We start from the raw sequence: 15,947 nt of genomic DNA, 5'->3' as shown, positions 1-15,947 counted from the left end.
GGTTCTGTACAATTAACAGTTTTCGAGATCCTGCTCGAGATGCTTTTTGAAGTTATGTGCAGCGGCGGCCTCGTCGATCGAGTGGGACTGTTGCAGGCTTTCTTCCTGCTTAGAGTATTGGCTCAGATACGCGTAATACTTTTTAATCACCTTCAATTCATCCTCGGTCATATTCTCCACATTCACGAGACGGTTACTGGCGTGCTTGTGCGCCGCCACGAGCTCGTTCAGCTTTAATTGAATTGCCAGCGAGTCTTTGTTTTGTGATTTCTGAATAATAAACACCATCAAAAAGGTAATGATCGTCGTGCCGGTATTGATCACCAGCTGCCATTCCTCCGAGAAGTTAAACACCGGCCCTGTAAGAGCCCAGGCAAGCACTAAGGTCACAGCGATAATAAAGGCCGGTGTACTTCCGGTCGCATGTGTTACAGCGCTCGCAAATCGTTCGAAAAAGCCCGCACGCGGTGGACTGGGGATAATAGGTTGATCCGTTTTCATGACTAAAGTCGTTATCTGTTTCTTACTTTAATACCTAAAATTCAGGCCAACCCCGAGGTGGGCTTTGATGCCTCGAGTACGTATCTTCGCAGGCAGAACAGTCCGCATGGCAACAACAACGAATACAACAGTCCTGCACCCTGGCTACGGTTTTTTACGATCGTTGGTGCGGACGTACAAGTCCGCCAGGAAGCCCATCGAGACCATGCAGGAAAGCATGGCACGGTTCCAGGGAACCTACGCTGTGAACCTCGGCATGATGCGGGTAATCGCCACACAGGACCCCGGACTAATCGAGCACGTGCTCAAGAACAACCATCGTAATTATCAAAAATCTTCCATACAAACAGACTACCTGGGCCGCTTCCTGGGCCGCGGGTTACTAACCGCCAACGGAGACTATTGGCTCAAGCAGCGGCGCCTGATTCAGCCTGGTTTCCATATGGATAAGATCCAGGCACTGTATGCCATCATGGAAAATACCGTCAGCCGTTTTCTGACCAACTTTCCGGTAGGCACGATAGATATATACCCGCTCATGCACCGCCTGGCGTTTGATATGGTGATTGACACACTCTTTAACGTCGACGTGCCGGCGGAAAAACGTACGCAGCTCGGAAACTTCATCAGTGAGGTTCAGGAGTTTGTCATCAAAGATGTACGCCAGCCCTATAACCGCTGGTGGTTTCGCCTCTCGGGGGAAATGGGCGCGAACCTCAAAAAAGCCGAAGGTGCCCGCGAAGTGATCCGGTTTCTGATTCGTCAGCGCACCGCCAGCAACACGAAGCACAATGACCTGCTGGACATGCTGCTGGACGCCCGCTATGAGGATAACGGTGAGCCTATGACCGAAATCCAGGTCATCGATGAGATTCTCATCCTGCTCATTGCCGGCCATGAGACGACTGCCAATGCACTGTCATGGTCGCTATACTTACTCGCCCACAACCGGGAAGAGCTATTGAACCTCCGCAACGCGACCGCCGGGCTCACCCTTCACGAAGTCGCCGTGAATCCTGCCTTGTCAGCCGTTATCAAGGAGAGCATGCGACTATATCCGCCTGCCTGGATCAGTGATCGCGTAGCGCTGGAAGATGATGTTTACAACAATTATGTCATTCCGAAAGGAACGGTCGTTGTATCATTTTACTATGGGCTTCACCGCGACCCTAAACATTGGCACGCGGCACAGACATTTCTGCCCGCACGTTTTTTAGGCGAAGGAGAAAAGAGCACGAAGAAAATATTTTACCCCTTCGGGGCTGGCCCGAGGCTCTGCATCGGCAACAACTTCGCAATGGCGGAGATGTGTATATTTCTGCAAGCCTTCTTAAAACAATATGATGTTCATCCCGGCAACGCTGCGCCGGTGATTCGTCCGCTTGTTACCCTACGGCCCGACCGGGTTGAGCTTCGCATACAGAACGTATAGCATCCGGCACGCTAGTTTTTCCAATCGGACTCCTCGAGCAGAAATAATGAATCGGTCGAAATCTCTAAAACCTTCGCGATCTTGAGGGCCAGCACAGCCGATGGAGTGAACCGTTGCAGTTCAATAGAATTGATGGTCTGACGGGATACCTGCACACGGTCTGCCAGTTCCGCTTGGGTGATATTGTGTCGGGCGCGTTCCACTTTGATCAGGTTCTTCATGCCCGTTGTTTCAGAACATAGAACATACCCGTTGTCAATAGTAACGCAAGGCAGAGAAACTCGTGCGCGGACAGCGAGCGGAAAAGATACGTAACGGCAAGCGTCAGGAAGTAGGCTGTCAGTACGCCCCAGGTAAGCGACCGGAATTTTATCTGATGCACCCGTTCATCGTCGTACTTCTCTTTTGAGAAGAAAATAAATACCAAACCAAGAGAAGCGATCTGAAATGCTGGAGCAAACGAGACAAAGTCGTGTTGATGCAGGGTTTTGTAGATAAAACCGCTAAAAGCGAAGAGAAAGAGTCCCACGCCCAGCAATTTGACGGCTGGATGATACGGAAACAGGGTTTTGATCATAGTCTTGTTTGTTTGACCAAATGTAAAGTTTACTTTACATAAAGACAAGTAGACAGTTCTTTTTTAGTCTCCGGCTTAACGTACAGTCCATCAAAAACGTTTGGAGGTATACGATTAGCGAGGCAAAAACTGCCTATTTACACGGATGACCGTGCCTTATCTCTGTCCCTTAGCACAGACTAAACTCGGGCTAAACTCGGGCTATACTCGGACTCAACACGGAGACATCCTCGCTTTACCTTCCGCCGCTATAGTGCTCGTCTGTCACCTTCTCCATCCAATCCACAACCTTTCCGTTAACACTTTCTTGAATCGCAATGTGGGTCATTCCATTCGTTGCCGTGGCACCATGCCAGTGCTTCTCGTTCGGTTCAAACCACACGACATCGCCCGGATATATCGTTTCGACAGGTCCGCCTTCGCGCTGCACCCAGCCGCAACCGGCCGTTACGATCAACGTTTGGCCCAACGGATGCGTATGCCATGCTGTCCGTGCGCCCGGCTCGAACGTAACGCTTGCTGCCGCTGCGCGCCTGGCTGCATTCGGATCAAACAACGAGTCAATTCTGACCGACCCGGTAAACCAATCTTCCGGTCCCTTGCCCGAAGGTTTAGAACCTACTTTTGTAATCTGCATAAAGTACTATAGTTGATCAATTGAAACGAGTGTCAGCCGCGATTATGACGAAACGGTGTTCAGATCAAACGGCAACTTCCGAATGCGTTTTCCCGTCAGATCAAAGATAGCATTCGTCAGCGCTGGTGCAAATGCCGGCAACCCGGGCTCACCCACACCGCCTGCGTCGGCATCATTCTCCATGATGTATACTTCGATCGGTGGTATATCGTATATGCGCGGCATCGGGTAAGCATAAAAGTTCTTCTGAACGGTCAGTCCGTCCTCGAACCTGATCTCATGCATCGTCGCAGCGCCCAGCGCCATCACAATAGATCCTTCCACCTGCGCTTTGATCGTATCCGGATTCACATACCAGCCACAATCCATGACCGCCCACACACGGTCAATCTTCACGCCACCCGATGGCTGCTTCGATACTTTTACAACCTGACCCACCGTGCTGTTAAAACACTCGGTGATCGCCACGCCAAAGCCGTCTCCCTTCTTGCGTTTCTTCCATCCTGAAACTTCTTGCATGCGATCGATGAGCTTTTGCGCACGTTCGTCTTTCAAGTAACTCCTTCTGAACTCCAGCGGATCTTTCCCTGCGGCCACGGCCAGCTCGTCCAGGAAGCTCTCGTACGCAAAGCCGTTCGTAGACGCATACACCGATCGCCACCACATCGTGGGAATGGGTGTCTCGAACGGTATATCCTGTATGCTAAGATTTTTTATCGAGTCGAAGTACGGTTTCAGCAGACCTTCCGACGTGCTGCGGTTCGGCTTGTCCTTCGGTCCACCACGCCAATGGTCGTTGTTTTGCCCTGCCATCTTTACTTTGAAGGCGCTTATTTCACCATTGGTAACAACGCCTTCGCACCGGTAGGAGATGCCCGGACGGTAAGGTCCCTGGGTCATGTCGTCTTCCCGTGTCCAGACTACTTGCACCGGTGCACCGATCACTTTCGAGATTACCACCGCTTCATGCGGATAATCCATAAACGCCTTCCGGCCAAAGCCGCCACCCAGGAAGGTCATGTTCACGATGACGTTCTCACGCGGCAAATTCATCTCCTTGCTGATGTAATCCTGTACCCAATCCGGTGCTTGAATAGGCCCCCAGATCTCGACTTTGTCACCCTGCCAGTGCGCCACGCAATTCAACGGCTCCATACACGCATGCTGCTGGTATGGCGTCTGGTATACCACATCGATCTTATCAGAAGCGCCATTCAAAATAGCGTTGACATCACCTTGTGTCTTGAACGATAGGCCTTCGTTGTTTTTCAATTCGTCGGCCTGCCGGCGAAAGATCTGTTCGGTATTTTGATGCTCAAAGCCTGTATCATCCCATGTGACACGCAATGCCTTCCTGCCCTGCATGGCCTGCCAGGCTGAGTCAGCCACTACAGCCACACCTTCTCGGTAGGTACTGAACACACCCATCCGCACTTTCACAACACGTTTCACACCGGGCACCTTCAGCGCATCCGTATCGTCAACGCTTTTCACCACGCCACGCAGACGCGGGTTACGCTCGACCACGGCGTACAACATGCCGGGAATCTCTTTGTCCAAACCAAAGATCGCGGTGCCATTGGTCTTCATCCGCGTATCCTGCCGCCGAAGCGGCTTCCCGATAAGTTTATACTCCGACCGCTTCTTTAGTGTTACCTGCTCAGGTGCCTGAAGTTTAGAAGCGTCAAGAACCAATTCGCCGTAATGGTACTTCCGTTTCGAAGGTTTATGAAACACATGACCGCTTTCAGCATAACACTCCGCGCGGGATACCTTCCACCGATTCGCTGCAGCTTCCATCAGCATCTCACGCGCGGTCGCACTAAGTTTCAACAGATTCTTATACGTGGTGCGCACAGACGAGCTTCCACCCGTTACCTGGTTGCCATATTTTTTGTTATCACCTTTTGCAAAGACGATGTTCACCTCGTCCAGGTTTACCTCCAGCTCTTCGGCAATGATCTGTGGTATCGCCTGGTAAACACCTTGTCCCATTTCCGCACGATGGCTGAAGATGGTCACCTTACCGGAAGTATCAATGTGGATCCACGCGTTCAGCTCAACGCCAAAGCCCTCGGCCTCTGTCGTCTTGACGATCGTTGCCTCCTTTCCGGCAGACGGCACATAAAACCCCAGGGAGAGCATAGCGCCTCCCATAGCAGACAGTTTAAGGAAGTTTCTTCGTGAAATTGTGCTCGTTTCCATCGTATTATTTTTTAGGAGCGTAGGCGCCGTTTTCAATCCAGGTTATCCAGGCCTTCTTAAATTCCGCGTAGGGTAGAGGCGGCGTTGTACGCCCTTCGCCCGGATGCCATCCGGCAATGACGAGCGTATCGTTTACGTGTTCCAGCAATTTCCGGAGGTCCTTGTGCCCGTTTTGTTCGGGATCGACAAGTTGTCTGGCCAGTTGGCGAGGCGTCTTTCCCTGAAAGACCATCTTCATATCGGCCGGGGGCAAATGCCAGTTGGGATTACCCGGCGGCGTGTGTAGTCCGGGAGTGTTGGCCGGCTGGTGGCAGTTGGCGCATTTCATGGCGGATATACCCTTGCCATCCTTACCACGTGTAGGCTGCATGATGTGCAAATGGCTGTCGTCACCTTGCAGCGGCACATCGCCGGAGGGGTGACAATTCATGCACCGCGGACTCATGAGCACTTTATAGACGCTCGCAAATGCCTTTATAGACGCTGCGCTGTCTTTCTTTATAACCGGGTTATCATCGGGCGTAAGCTCCCTCGGTTTTTTACCACCCGTGAAGTCGGGCGCCATGGCAACCAACAGGCCCAGACCAAACACCAGTGTGCACGCCGTCAGCCAGAAGCGATTGCCGGTATAGCGTTTGTTTCCCCCGTTCATAGATCGGTACCGTTTCGTTTACCGCCTGAGCGAAGCATTTCCGCCGCCCGGTGAATAGCCTTTCGAATCCGTGGGTACGTTCCACAGCGGCAGATGTTGCCGCCCATAGCCCGGTCGATATCCTGATCCGTGGGATTTGGATTCTCCCGCAAGAGCACCGCCGCCGACATGATTTGTCCGGAATGACAATAGCCACACTGGGGCACATCAATCTCCTGCCAGGCTACCTGCAGCGGATGATCGTTGTTTTCGGACAGTCCTTCGATCGTCACTACCTTTTGCCCCTCCGCCCGTGTCACCCGCGTCACACACGACCGCACAGCCTCGCCGTTCAGGTGCAGAACACATGCTCCGCACTGCGCCACTCCGCAGCCATACTTGGTGCCTTTAAGCCGCGCGACGTCGCGTATAGCCCACAACAGTGGCATTTGTGGATCGACCTCCAGTGTTTGATCCTTGCCGTTTATTTTACAAGAAACAGTCGCCATAAGCATGTTGGTTTGAATTGGGATTAAACAGATCCTTCTATAAAAATTCGTTCCAGTTAATATATCTTCATGGCTGGTAGCAAGGGTATACCCTCGATGAGCTCCAGCGACTTTACCATTTCTTTTGTGCCGTTTTTGTATTTAAGAAAATGTGGTGTTTTGATGTGACTCCTATACGCTTCCGGGGTTGCATATATTTCCAGAATAGTGATGTGCGTTGGCCTTGCCTTTTCAGCAATCGCATAGAGCGTCAAAACACCGGGTTCCTTCTTAATCGAAGTCTCAATCTCTTCTTTTAAGTATGTATTGTATATTTCTAATTGAGTGGAGTCGATCACCAATTTTGCCAGGCGAACCATTTGCTTGTTCTCTCCCTGGCCATACGAGTGGGTGATGATTATCAAATTGAATAGCAGAAATAATATCGGCTTCATCCGTTAACGCCCCACCATTTGTTGCAGTTGCTGCGGATAGCGAGCGCCCTGCACGTTGACTTGTGAAAACATGTTCTCGATCCCGCGCAGATCGTCTGCCGTCAGCGTGAGCTGTTCCGCCTTTAGATTTTCTTCCAGCCGGTGAAGTTTGGTTGTACCCGGGATGGGCACGATCCAGGGTTTCTGCGCCAGCACCCATGCGAGTGCCACCTGTGCCGGTGTTGCATTCTTCTTTTTTGCAAACTCAGCGATCTTGTCGACAACAATCTGGTTCGCTTTTCGATTCTCTTCATCAAAGCGCGGCACGATGTTACGAAAGTCGTTCTTATCGAACTTTGTATTTTCATTGATTGCCCCAGTGAGGAACCCTTTCCCCAGTGGGCTGAACGGCACAAAGCCGATACCCAACTCTTCCAGCGTCGGCAAGATCTCCTGTTCCGGTTCACGCCACCACAATGAATATTCACTTTGAAGTGCCGTTACAGGCTGCACCGCGTGTGCTTTACGAATGCTCTGCGCGCCGGCTTCCGACAGGCCGAAGTACTTCACCTTTCCCTCAGCAATAAGCTCTTTTACGGCTCCGGCGACCTCTTCCATCGGCACGTTCGGATCAACGCGATGTTGGTAGAACAGATCGATCCGGTCTGTCCGCAGCCGCTTCAGCGAGGCATCGGCCACAGCCCTGATCGTGGCAGGACGGCTGTCCACGCCGGCACTGGACACACCGCCTTTGAATCCAAATTTTGTGGCCAGTATCACTTGTTCACGGAATGGCGCCACGGCGTCGCCCAACAGTTCCTCGTTAACGAAAGGCCCATAGGCCTCTGCGGAGTCGAAGAAATTCACGCCCCGCTCAAACGCCGCACGGATGAGATTAATCCCGTCCTGTTTATTCACAGCCGGGCCGTAACCAAAGCTAAGTCCCATACAGCCGAGGCCAATGGCGGACACTTCTAAACCACTTTTTCCCAGTTTTCGCTGCGTCATAGTATTACGGGTTAAATATTCGATTTTGCTACTGTACAAAGTTGTTGACATACGGTCGGCCGCGATGTATACAAATTACTGGTTTACCTACCAATTCCACTGATGGAAGGCCTTTTTGTGCGGAATCCGTCCTGGAACACCGTACTTTTGAACTGGAAAAGGAGGAGATATGGAAGAGATCCTAAAATTTGATACCATCGGCCAGTACAATGCCTTCAACCGGAATGAAACACTGCACCCTTTGGTAAGTATCGTAGATCTTTCGAAGGCAGCGCCCCGCCAGCTACGGCGGTTGAGCTATGGTTTTTATGTCGTTTTTTTGAAAGAGATAAAATGCGGCGACTTGCGCTATGGATGCAGCCACTACGATTATGAAGAAGGCACCCTCATCTTCCTCGCACCCGGTCAGGTGATCGGTTCGAATGGCGACGAATATTACCAGCCACAGGGACGTGCGTTAGTGTTCCATCCAGACCTCATCCACGGCACCCCGCTCGGTCGTCACATGAACGACTACACCTTCTTTTCGTATGCCGTAAACGAAGCGCTGCACCTGTCAGAGCGCGAGCGACAGACCATACTTGATTGCTTTTCCAAAATTCAATTTGAGCTGGAACACGCCGTGGATAAGCACAGCAAAAAACTTATTGTAAACAACGTCGAGCTCTTTCTTAATTACTGCGTGCGGTTCTACGATCGCCAGTTTGTTACACGCGACAATACGCACAAAGGCATTCTCGAGCGGTTCGAAACGCTACTCAACCATTATTTTTCATCCGACAAGCCTCAAACGGTAGGCCTACCCACCGTTGCGTACTGCGCGAACGAGCTGAACCTTTCTGCCAATTATTTTGGCGACCTGATAAAAAAGGAAACGGGCAAGTCCGCGCACGACTTCATTCAAATGAAACTGATCGATGTAGCCAAAGAGAAAATATTCGACGCACAAAAGTCCGTGGCCGAAATAGCCTACGAGCTGGGATTTAAGTATCCACAGCACTTCACCCGTGTTTTCAAACAACATGTAGGTATGACACCATTGGAATATCGGACGGCCGATAATTAAAATGATGATAAAGATAAACTGCGGTTGATTATTCCTGCGCTGCCAGTCTGACTAGTGCAATAATGCCCCGGCCGTGATTCCCACCTTCGCTGGATAGGTAGAGCTCGCTGGATTTAGAAAAGCACAGGCCTTCAGGTTGTGGGAACAGTTTCGTATCCAGTGGATATTGCTTCTTTATCTTTCCCAGTTTATCGGCAACAAGCAGGGTCGATAATGGCCCATTCAAAATATACAGTTCACGGGTCGACGGATGCATGGCGATTTCTGAAGGCTTAAACTTCCGGTCCTTCTTCTTGCCTTTGCTCTTAACATCCGGGGTAGTGATGTCGCCCGGTTCTTCGATCGTGAGGACAGGGGTGGGCGACATAGTATTTGTCTTCAGATCGAACGCGTATACCTCCTTACCGGGTGCGTCGGCATTAACCATGTTCTTCTCCTTCACGCCAATCAGCAGCCGGCTGGCCGTGGCGTCGTAAAACATCGATTCGGTGTCGTTCTCGACGGTCAGCGGCAGATCAAAAGTTTCCACAACAGGTTCTGCCTTCGTGCCCGGGGTAATTTTATACAAATGACCATCCGCCCGCAGTGCGTAAAACGTGTTGCCCACATGCACCAGGCTTTCAAAATCGCCCTTTCCCGTAAAAACAATTTTTTGTTCTATCGCCTTCGAGTTGAGATTATAAATATAGATCGTACCGGCATTGTCCTGTATGCAGGCCATCCGTTGCTCGTCTATCAAAACATTCGCCGATATTTCTACAAGCTCTTGCGGCAACTCCCAAACTTTGATGATCGTCACGTCGCTTGCATTCATCGTGGTAACGTACAATTCGTCTGCGCGTGAATTTGTCGCCCGGGGCGATAACCGTTCACAGGAAAATATAAAGATCACGGCAACCGCCGCCATCAGATTTCGAATTTGCCTTGTCATTCTTTCAGTGTTCCGTATTCTTTTCTTCTGTGATGTGTAACAATCCGTTCTTTCGCCGCTTGTATGTATCGATGTCCGACGGATTACCAAAAATATAAAACAAAACCTCCCGCCATCCATCTGCCTGCCTTACATCCCTGATAATGTCGTAGTATTCGTGGAAATTGATGTGGATCGGATCATGTTTATGATCAATGTTGTGGGTGATGCCGTAGATCGGCCGCTCTGTTTCCTCCTGAAACGTTCCGAAGATGCGGTCCCAAATAATAAAGGTAGCGCCGTAATTCTTGTTGATGTATTTCTCCTGAGAGCCATGATGAACCCGGTGATTGGAAGGCGTGGCAAAAATATACTCGATGATCCAGGGCATCTTCTTGATGTACTCCGTATGTACCCAGAATTGAAAAAGTACCGCCACCTGGTTGGTAACAAAAAGGATAATGGGATGAAAGCCCAGCAGGGCAACGGGTAAAAAGAAGATGATCTTGAAATATTGCACCCAGCTTAGCCGAAAGGACACCGTCAGGTTATAATGTTCACCGGTATGGTGGGCAACGTGCGTCGCCCAGAAAAACCGTAGCCGGTGGGAAACGTTGTGCGCCCAATAACTGCAGAAATCGAACAGGATGTAACATGGGATGAAGGTCCACCAGTGGAAGGACATGCGCCAGGGTATCAGGTTGTAAATAGCGATGAAAATCCACAGGAGAAACACTTTTAGCACCAGTCCAATCGCGACATTACCCAGCCCCACCAACGTCGAACCGATAGTTTCCGATCGGCTGTAGAGCTTTTTATTCTGCCACCGCGATATAAAGTACTCCAGCAAGACAAAAAAGAACATAAACGGCGCCGCCCAAACAATAATATTGGGCACTCCTTGCTCAATGGTCTCCAGGGAATTTAATGAGATTTTTTCTGCTCCAAAGAAGGTTTCAAACATGCACGTAAACCGTAAAAAGGTAATAAATAATCAAAAACAAGTGTAGCAAGGCACAACGATTTCATACCACGAAATGTCCGCGGGCGATATTGCCTGAAAACTTGTCGTTTCAGAAGCGGCTTACAGGGTATAGTCTCCTACGTGAAATTATTATGCCTGTGGAGGCAGTGATGAGATTTCACCGATGGTTGAGACAAATACGGGGTTTATCAGAAGCCCATATCGCCCATTCCATGCGCATTCCTGGCCAATCGTTGGTAAAGCTATCAAATAATGTCTTCTTTTCATGATTGGCATGGAGATTCCTTGTTGATCAGGTTTTCTGGCCTTATCTATTACGAAGACGCCAATTGGGCCCCAGCAGTTGCATGGACCTGTTAGATACTGTACAATATTGCTAGTCAACCATTAGGCCCGCATCGGTTAGTACCCCATGAATGTTTTTTGCGTCCACTGGGGAGAGGTAATGTTTCCATCATCACCGGCGCGCAGGAGTACCGGGTAGATGGCGATGATGCCGTAGCGGGCGGGCGAGTACCTCCCAGTCAAGTGTATAGATCACGCGGGCTTACGGGTTTTATAAAACGACAGGATCAGCAACGCAACCAAACAACTGGCACCGCCAAAGAGATAGATCGACGGATAGTTCCACCAGGCAGCCAGCAGACCGGCAACGGGGCCTGCAATACTTAACGAAAGATCAAAGAAAGCAGAGTAAGCCGCCAGGGCCGTACCCCGCATCTGCGGGGCTACCCGTTGAATGGCAAGCACGCCCAACGCCGGAAATACCAGTGAAAAACCCATGCCGGTAAGCGCACACCCGACGACTGCGAGCAGGGGACTGGAGGATACCCCGATCAGCAACTGTCCCACCATTTCCACGACTAACGATACAAACGCCACCGTATACCCGCCGAATTTGTCTGGAAATGACGCAAAGAATATGCGGGTTAGAACATAAAATCCGCCAAAGCAAATAAATCCCCAAGACGCATGCTCCCAGTGCTGAGCAGCAAACAATAAGGAGATAAAGGACGCGATACAGGCAAATCCGATCGATGCAAATGCTAACGCGAGTCCCTGGTTTGCTACCAACCCAATAACTTTATAAAAGGGCGTTCGGATATGGTTAACGTCCACGGCGAGGTGGGGTAGATTGCGTGTGGCCACCAGGCTTACCAATGCAAGAATGGTAATTGCTGCCAGCGCCGTGAACACACTGCCCGTGGTGGTGAACCAAAGGCTTAATGGTGCACCGATCGCAATGCCTGCGTACATGGCAATGCCGTTCCAGGTCATCACTTTGCCGGCATTTTCCCGGCCCACCAACCCTATTGCCCAGGTCAATGAAGCGGTAACGACCATGCTCTCAGAAATGCCGTGGAGTATGCGACCCACCACAAGCAACGTTAACGCTACTATACCACTGCCGCCTGGCAAAGTAGCAAGGACATACAGCACTCCGGCGGCCAATAGCAATAACGCGCCAAGTTGTTTACTTCTATGAGGCCCGCGAACATCGGTAATCTTACCCGCATACGCTCGTGTTAGCAGGGTAGCCAGTGCTTGCAAGCCAATAACGAGTCCGACCGCGAGGCTTCCATAGTGTAAATCGTTTTTGATAAAAGAGGGTAAGGCCCCCAGCGCTATGCCGATGGCGAGATATGCGGCAAACACCGTTAATAAGATCGGCCGAATAACCTTTGCAAAGGAAAGTGACTGATTTGTTGCGGCAAGGGCATCTTCTACTCCGCTACCGCCGCTGGTAGAGAAAGTATTTTTGTTTTTCGCTGACATATGCGCCGAGTGATTATGATTAAATCTCAGCGCAAAATTCTACAATAGGAGTGGGGTAGACGATAGCCGCTCAATGGCTATGATTGGACAAATAATGGTTGGCTCGGAAGTCCGTTGCCGTCACGCCGGTGTTCTTTTTGAAAAAGCGCGAAAAATATGCGTGATCCGCATAGCCCAGATCAAAAGCGATTTGTTTGACATCCAGCGTTGTATAGCGCAGCATGCGCTTAGCCTCCAACAGTACTTCCTGCTGGATCCAATAGCTTGCCGGAAAACCCGTGATGTCTTTCACGATTTCATTCAGATAAAGCGGTGTGATATTTAGAAGCGTGGCATATTTTTGCACCTGCTTTTTTTCTATACAGTGTATCTTCACCAGTCTCTTGAACTTAATAACTGTAAAATGCTTCTGTCCGCCGATAAGATGGGTGGTGTGTTGTGCTTCGGCGATAGTAGAAGCGATCATCCCCGACAGCGTATCGGCCAGCGATTTTGACAAACGCTCCCGGAACAAGGGTGACTCCCGACGGAGCATTTCCTCTAACAATAGCGTTGTATTAAAAATCGCATTGTTTCGTTTGAGGGATATAGATTGGGCGGAATTCAAATAAGCGTCAAAGATCTCACGGTAAGCATTGTCGATCAATTCCGGTGCGACAAAAACAAACCATCCCTTTGCACGTTGATACGTTAGATAGCGATGTACCTGTCCGGGTGCAACATAACAAAGCGAAGCATCCTGTAGCACCACCTTCTGGAAGTCCAGCTCCCACACAAAGCGACCTTGTTGTTGAATAATAAACATATAATGATCGTCGCGATGAGAATCCCGCACGTTATCGGTCAGGCTGCTAAAAGGCGCTATGTCTACACCTGTGTTTTCCAGTTCACCTCGGTGCAGTGCGATAGCTTCTTTTTTCTTCGGCATGGATGGCTTCTTTGTCGTAAAGATAGAAGGAGAAGCGCTTACCAGGAAATTATGCCGGAGGGCATACCGCGCCGCGGAGACTCGCTAGTCAGCATAGTCCGCCAGCGTGGTCGCCAGCAATTCTTTCAGCTGCTCATAAGAGGAAGCTTTATAGGTGATGGATGATGCGCCTAACGCCAGTAACTCGTTGGCTTCAGTAGGACTCACGCTGCCGGTGTGAATAACTATCTTTGTACGTTTTGAGTCGAGGACTTTCTTGAGCGCAGGCAGGCACTCCTGGCTGCTGATCGGAAAGATGTGTCCATCCAGGAAAATGACATCGAGTGTGGGCAACCCTTGCAGCACCTGTTCGATGTCGACGCAATCGTTTCGGGAATAACAGTTCGAATGTGGAAACATTTCGTGGAACGCCTCGCAGAATATTGCGATATCGTCCGGATCATCGTCAATTACCAATATGTTCATAGGTGGAGCCCTTGGAGGCACTTCTTACCAAACAGATAGTAAAAGATCGGTCCCGGTATATGTGGTATCACATCCGTTGCAAACTGTATGTGGAACACGTATTCTCAACGCGCATTGAGCCGCAATACCTCATTTATTCTTGTGGCTCGGTTTTGAGGCTCCGGCGCTCGCCGACCTGCTGCCGCCACATCGAGTAATATAATCCCTTCTGTGCCAGCAGCACGTCGTGTGAACCGGTCTCGGCAATCTTTCCTTTCTCCAGCACAAAGATGGTGTCTGCGTGCATGATCGTCGACAGACGGTGAGCAATGAGGATGGTCATTTGGTCCTGGTTCCGGGAGATGCTGCGAATGGTTTTCGTAATGTCTTCCTCTGTCAACGAATCCAGTGCCGACGTGGCCTCATCGAAGATCAGCAGCCGTGGATCCCGCAACAGAGCCCGCGCAATAGACAACCGTTGTTTCTCACCGCCCGAGAGCTTCATGCCGCCTTCGCCCAACATGGTATGAATGCCATGCGAGGCTTTGGCGATGAGGTTCGTGGCCGATGCCTGGCCCAACGCATCGTGTATCTCCGCGTCGGTGGCGGTGGGTTTAACAAAGAGCAGGTTGTCGCGTATGGTGCCCGCGTAGAGTTGCGTATCTTGCGTCACGAACCCGATCTGCCGCCGCAGCGGGTTATACCGGATCTGCGTGGAGAGTATGTCGTTGAATTGAATCGTGCCCCTGTCGGGTATGTATAATCCTACCAGCAGCTTCACGAGCGTGGATTTACCCGCGCCGGAGGGGCCGACAAACGCAATGGTCTGACCCGTGTGGATGGAAAAGGAAATCGAGTCGATCGAGTTGTAGGTAGCCGTTTTATGCCGGAACACCACATCCGTAAACTTCAGGCTAGCAAGCGGCCCCAGCTCAATGGAAGGATCGGGACGTTGCTCGATAGGCCGGTGCATCAGCCTGTCGAAATTTTTTAAAGACGCGTCCGCCTCCCGGTACAGCAGAATGAGGTTGCCAAGTTCTTGTAACGGTGTAAAGATAGCGGTGGAAATAAACTGCATGGCAATGAGCTCGCCTGTGGTCAGCACGTTGCGAAAGATGAGCCACAGCAAAATAAACAGGATGGACTGCTTGAGCAGCGTTAAGAGGTTTCCTTGCAGAAAGGAAAGCACGCTTACCTTCCGGGCCTTGAGCATCTCCAATTGAAAGATGGCCAGGGTCTGTTCGTTTAGACGCCGGATTTCAGCAAAGGTTAGTCCAAGACTTTTAACCAATTCGATGTTGCGCAAGCTTTCGGTAATAACGCCGGCCTGCTTATCGGCCTGCCGGTTGATGGACCGTTGTATGCCCTTGATCTTTTTCGACACCAACCCTGTAAGCGATCCCAGTAGCACCACGCCGATAAAGAACACGGGTACCAGCAACCAGTTCTTGTGCAAACTGTACCAAATCAAAAAGGCAACGCCCACCAGGGAGGCAAACAACACGTTGATAAAGGCGTTGATAAAACGTTCCGAATCGGTCTTTACCTTTTGCAATAGCGACAGCGTGGTGCCACTGCGGCTTTCCTCAAATTCCTGAAACGACAACCGCAGCGTTTGTTTCAAACCGTCGTTAAAGATATTCATCCCAAATTGTGCCACCGCCTTTCGCGTGCAGTATTCTTGTGCCGCTTTGGCCAAACGCGAGCAAACAGCAACCCCAAACGCTATGACCAGCCAGTAAAGCACACTGCTCACCAGCTGCGACTCCGTTAGGTGCATGTGGTTGGTGGCATAATCATCTATAATCTTACCGAAGATCAACGGGTCCAGTAACCCCAGGAGCTGCGCCGCCGCCGCCAGCGCGAGCGAAATAAAAACCAGTTTACTATGGGGACGTAGATATTTCCAAAGAATCTTCATGCTT

At 50.6% G+C, this 15,947-nt stretch carries 17 protein-coding genes; 2 read left to right on the top strand and 15 right to left on the bottom strand.

Going from position 1 to position 15,947, the window contains the following annotated elements; genetic code table 11:
- Positions 1–12: 12 nt before the first annotated feature.
- Complete coding sequence (locus tag K7P01_RS01590; protein WP_267289145.1) at positions 13–501, bottom strand: low affinity iron permease family protein; 489 nt, start codon at positions 499–501, stop codon at positions 13–15.
- A gap of 106 nt (positions 502–607) precedes the next feature.
- On the opposite strand from K7P01_RS01590, the gene K7P01_RS01585 reads away from it, so the two are divergent.
- Positions 608–1,933, top strand: a complete 1,326-nt coding sequence (locus tag K7P01_RS01585) for a cytochrome P450 (protein ID WP_267289143.1) — start codon at positions 608–610, stop codon at positions 1,931–1,933.
- Positions 1,934–1,944: 11 nt separating this feature from the next.
- Here the strand turns inward: K7P01_RS01585 and K7P01_RS01580 are convergent, their stop codons facing one another.
- The 8 genes from K7P01_RS01580 to K7P01_RS01545 all read right to left on the bottom strand — a co-directional run bounded on the left by K7P01_RS01580 (position 1,945) and on the right by K7P01_RS01545 (position 7,913).
- Complete coding sequence (locus K7P01_RS01580; protein ID WP_267289141.1) at positions 1,945–2,154, bottom strand: helix-turn-helix transcriptional regulator; 210 nt, start codon at positions 2,152–2,154, stop codon at positions 1,945–1,947.
- Entirely contained in the window at positions 2,151–2,510 is a 360-nt protein-coding gene (locus K7P01_RS01575) for a hypothetical protein (protein ID WP_267289139.1), read from the bottom strand. Before K7P01_RS01575 ends, K7P01_RS01580 begins: the two co-directional genes overlap by 4 nt.
- A gap of 235 nt (positions 2,511–2,745) precedes the next feature.
- The gene (locus K7P01_RS01570) at positions 2,746–3,147 is read right to left on the bottom strand and encodes a (R)-mandelonitrile lyase (protein WP_267289137.1); all 402 of its coding nucleotides are present in this window, start codon (positions 3,145–3,147) and stop codon (positions 2,746–2,748) included.
- Positions 3,148–3,189: 42 nt separating this feature from the next.
- Positions 3,190–5,352, bottom strand: a complete 2,163-nt coding sequence (locus K7P01_RS01565; protein WP_267289135.1) for a molybdopterin cofactor-binding domain-containing protein — start codon at positions 5,350–5,352, stop codon at positions 3,190–3,192.
- Positions 5,353–5,356: 4 nt separating this feature from the next.
- Positions 5,357–6,004, bottom strand: a complete 648-nt coding sequence (locus tag K7P01_RS01560; protein WP_267289133.1) for a hypothetical protein — start codon at positions 6,002–6,004, stop codon at positions 5,357–5,359.
- Positions 6,001–6,492 (bottom strand): (2Fe-2S)-binding protein, encoded by a 492-nt coding sequence (locus K7P01_RS01555; protein WP_267289131.1) that lies wholly within the window; start codon positions 6,490–6,492, stop codon positions 6,001–6,003. Before K7P01_RS01555 ends, K7P01_RS01560 begins: the two co-directional genes overlap by 4 nt.
- Positions 6,493–6,548: 56 nt before the next feature.
- Complete coding sequence (locus K7P01_RS01550) at positions 6,549–6,926, bottom strand: putative quinol monooxygenase (protein WP_267289128.1); 378 nt, start codon at positions 6,924–6,926, stop codon at positions 6,549–6,551.
- 3 nt (positions 6,927–6,929) lie between these two features.
- A complete protein-coding gene (locus K7P01_RS01545) occupies positions 6,930–7,913 on the bottom strand; it encodes an aldo/keto reductase (RefSeq protein WP_267289126.1) in 984 nt (327 codons plus the stop codon).
- A 169-nt stretch (positions 7,914–8,082) separates the two neighbouring features.
- Between K7P01_RS01545 and K7P01_RS01540 the strand changes: the two genes are divergently transcribed.
- Positions 8,083–8,979 carry a helix-turn-helix domain-containing protein gene (locus K7P01_RS01540; protein WP_267289124.1) on the top strand — a complete coding sequence of 299 codons (897 nt, stop codon included), beginning with the start codon at positions 8,083–8,085 and terminating at the stop codon, positions 8,977–8,979.
- 28 nt (positions 8,980–9,007) lie between these two features.
- Here K7P01_RS01540 and K7P01_RS01535 read toward each other — a convergent pair whose 3' ends face one another.
- The 6 genes from K7P01_RS01535 to K7P01_RS01510 form a co-directional block, all read right to left on the bottom strand.
- Positions 9,008–9,910, bottom strand: a complete 903-nt coding sequence (locus K7P01_RS01535) for a hypothetical protein (protein ID WP_267289122.1) — start codon at positions 9,908–9,910, stop codon at positions 9,008–9,010.
- Positions 9,911–9,914: 4 nt separating this feature from the next.
- On the bottom strand, positions 9,915–10,853 hold the full coding sequence (locus K7P01_RS01530) for a sterol desaturase family protein (RefSeq protein ID WP_267289120.1): 939 nt from the start codon (positions 10,851–10,853) through the stop codon (positions 9,915–9,917).
- A 558-nt stretch (positions 10,854–11,411) separates the two neighbouring features.
- Positions 11,412–12,650, bottom strand: a complete 1,239-nt coding sequence (locus K7P01_RS01525) for an MFS transporter (protein WP_267289118.1) — start codon at positions 12,648–12,650, stop codon at positions 11,412–11,414.
- 70 nt (positions 12,651–12,720) lie between these two features.
- Positions 12,721–13,578, bottom strand: coding sequence for a helix-turn-helix domain-containing protein (locus K7P01_RS01520; RefSeq protein WP_267289116.1), 858 nt, complete (start codon positions 13,576–13,578; stop codon positions 12,721–12,723).
- An 84-nt stretch (positions 13,579–13,662) separates the two neighbouring features.
- The gene (locus K7P01_RS01515; protein ID WP_267289114.1) at positions 13,663–14,043 is read right to left on the bottom strand and encodes a helix-turn-helix domain-containing protein; all 381 of its coding nucleotides are present in this window, start codon (positions 14,041–14,043) and stop codon (positions 13,663–13,665) included.
- A 133-nt stretch (positions 14,044–14,176) separates the two neighbouring features.
- The gene (locus tag K7P01_RS01510) at positions 14,177–15,943 is read right to left on the bottom strand and encodes an ABC transporter ATP-binding protein (protein WP_267289112.1); all 1,767 of its coding nucleotides are present in this window, start codon (positions 15,941–15,943) and stop codon (positions 14,177–14,179) included.
- Between the last annotated feature and the right edge of the window lie 4 nt (positions 15,944–15,947).

This window comes from Parachryseolinea silvisoli (assembly GCF_021190955.1).
GTDB classification, from domain to species: Bacteria; Bacteroidota; Bacteroidia; order Cytophagales; family Cyclobacteriaceae; genus Ohtaekwangia; species Ohtaekwangia silvisoli.
This window is presented reverse-complemented; position numbering and strand designations above follow the sequence as displayed.

Excerpts from the sequence above, each read along its gene's own strand:
- K7P01_RS01565 (WP_267289135.1), bottom strand. The coding sequence starts at position 5,352 with ATGGAAACGAGCACAATTTCACGAAGAAACTTCCTTAAACTGTCTGCT.
- K7P01_RS01580 (WP_267289141.1), bottom strand. The coding sequence starts at position 2,154 with ATGAAGAACCTGATCAAAGTGGAACGCGCCCGACACAATATCACCCAA.
- K7P01_RS01545 (WP_267289126.1), bottom strand. The coding sequence starts at position 7,913 with ATGACGCAGCGAAAACTGGGAAAAAGTGGTTTAGAAGTGTCCGCCATT.
- K7P01_RS01560 (WP_267289133.1), bottom strand. The coding sequence starts at position 6,004 with ATGAACGGGGGAAACAAACGCTATACCGGCAATCGCTTCTGGCTGACG.
- K7P01_RS01575 (WP_267289139.1), bottom strand. The coding sequence starts at position 2,510 with ATGATCAAAACCCTGTTTCCGTATCATCCAGCCGTCAAATTGCTGGGC.
- K7P01_RS01525 (WP_267289118.1), bottom strand. The coding sequence starts at position 12,650 with ATGTCAGCGAAAAACAAAAATACTTTCTCTACCAGCGGCGGTAGCGGA.
- K7P01_RS01590 (WP_267289145.1), bottom strand. The coding sequence starts at position 501 with ATGAAAACGGATCAACCTATTATCCCCAGTCCACCGCGTGCGGGCTTT.
- K7P01_RS01510 (WP_267289112.1), bottom strand. The coding sequence starts at position 15,943 with ATGAAGATTCTTTGGAAATATCTACGTCCCCATAGTAAACTGGTTTTT.
- K7P01_RS01555 (WP_267289131.1), bottom strand. The coding sequence starts at position 6,492 with ATGGCGACTGTTTCTTGTAAAATAAACGGCAAGGATCAAACACTGGAG.
- K7P01_RS01540 (WP_267289124.1), top strand. The coding sequence starts at position 8,083 with ATGGAAGAGATCCTAAAATTTGATACCATCGGCCAGTACAATGCCTTC.
- K7P01_RS01570 (WP_267289137.1), bottom strand. The coding sequence starts at position 3,147 with ATGCAGATTACAAAAGTAGGTTCTAAACCTTCGGGCAAGGGACCGGAA.
- K7P01_RS01530 (WP_267289120.1), bottom strand. The coding sequence starts at position 10,853 with ATGTTTGAAACCTTCTTTGGAGCAGAAAAAATCTCATTAAATTCCCTG.
- K7P01_RS01515 (WP_267289114.1), bottom strand. The coding sequence starts at position 14,043 with ATGAACATATTGGTAATTGACGATGATCCGGACGATATCGCAATATTC.
- K7P01_RS01550 (WP_267289128.1), bottom strand. The coding sequence starts at position 6,926 with ATGAAGCCGATATTATTTCTGCTATTCAATTTGATAATCATCACCCAC.
- K7P01_RS01535 (WP_267289122.1), bottom strand. The coding sequence starts at position 9,910 with ATGACAAGGCAAATTCGAAATCTGATGGCGGCGGTTGCCGTGATCTTT.
- K7P01_RS01585 (WP_267289143.1), top strand. The coding sequence starts at position 608 with ATGGCAACAACAACGAATACAACAGTCCTGCACCCTGGCTACGGTTTT.
- K7P01_RS01520 (WP_267289116.1), bottom strand. The coding sequence starts at position 13,578 with ATGCCGAAGAAAAAAGAAGCTATCGCACTGCACCGAGGTGAACTGGAA.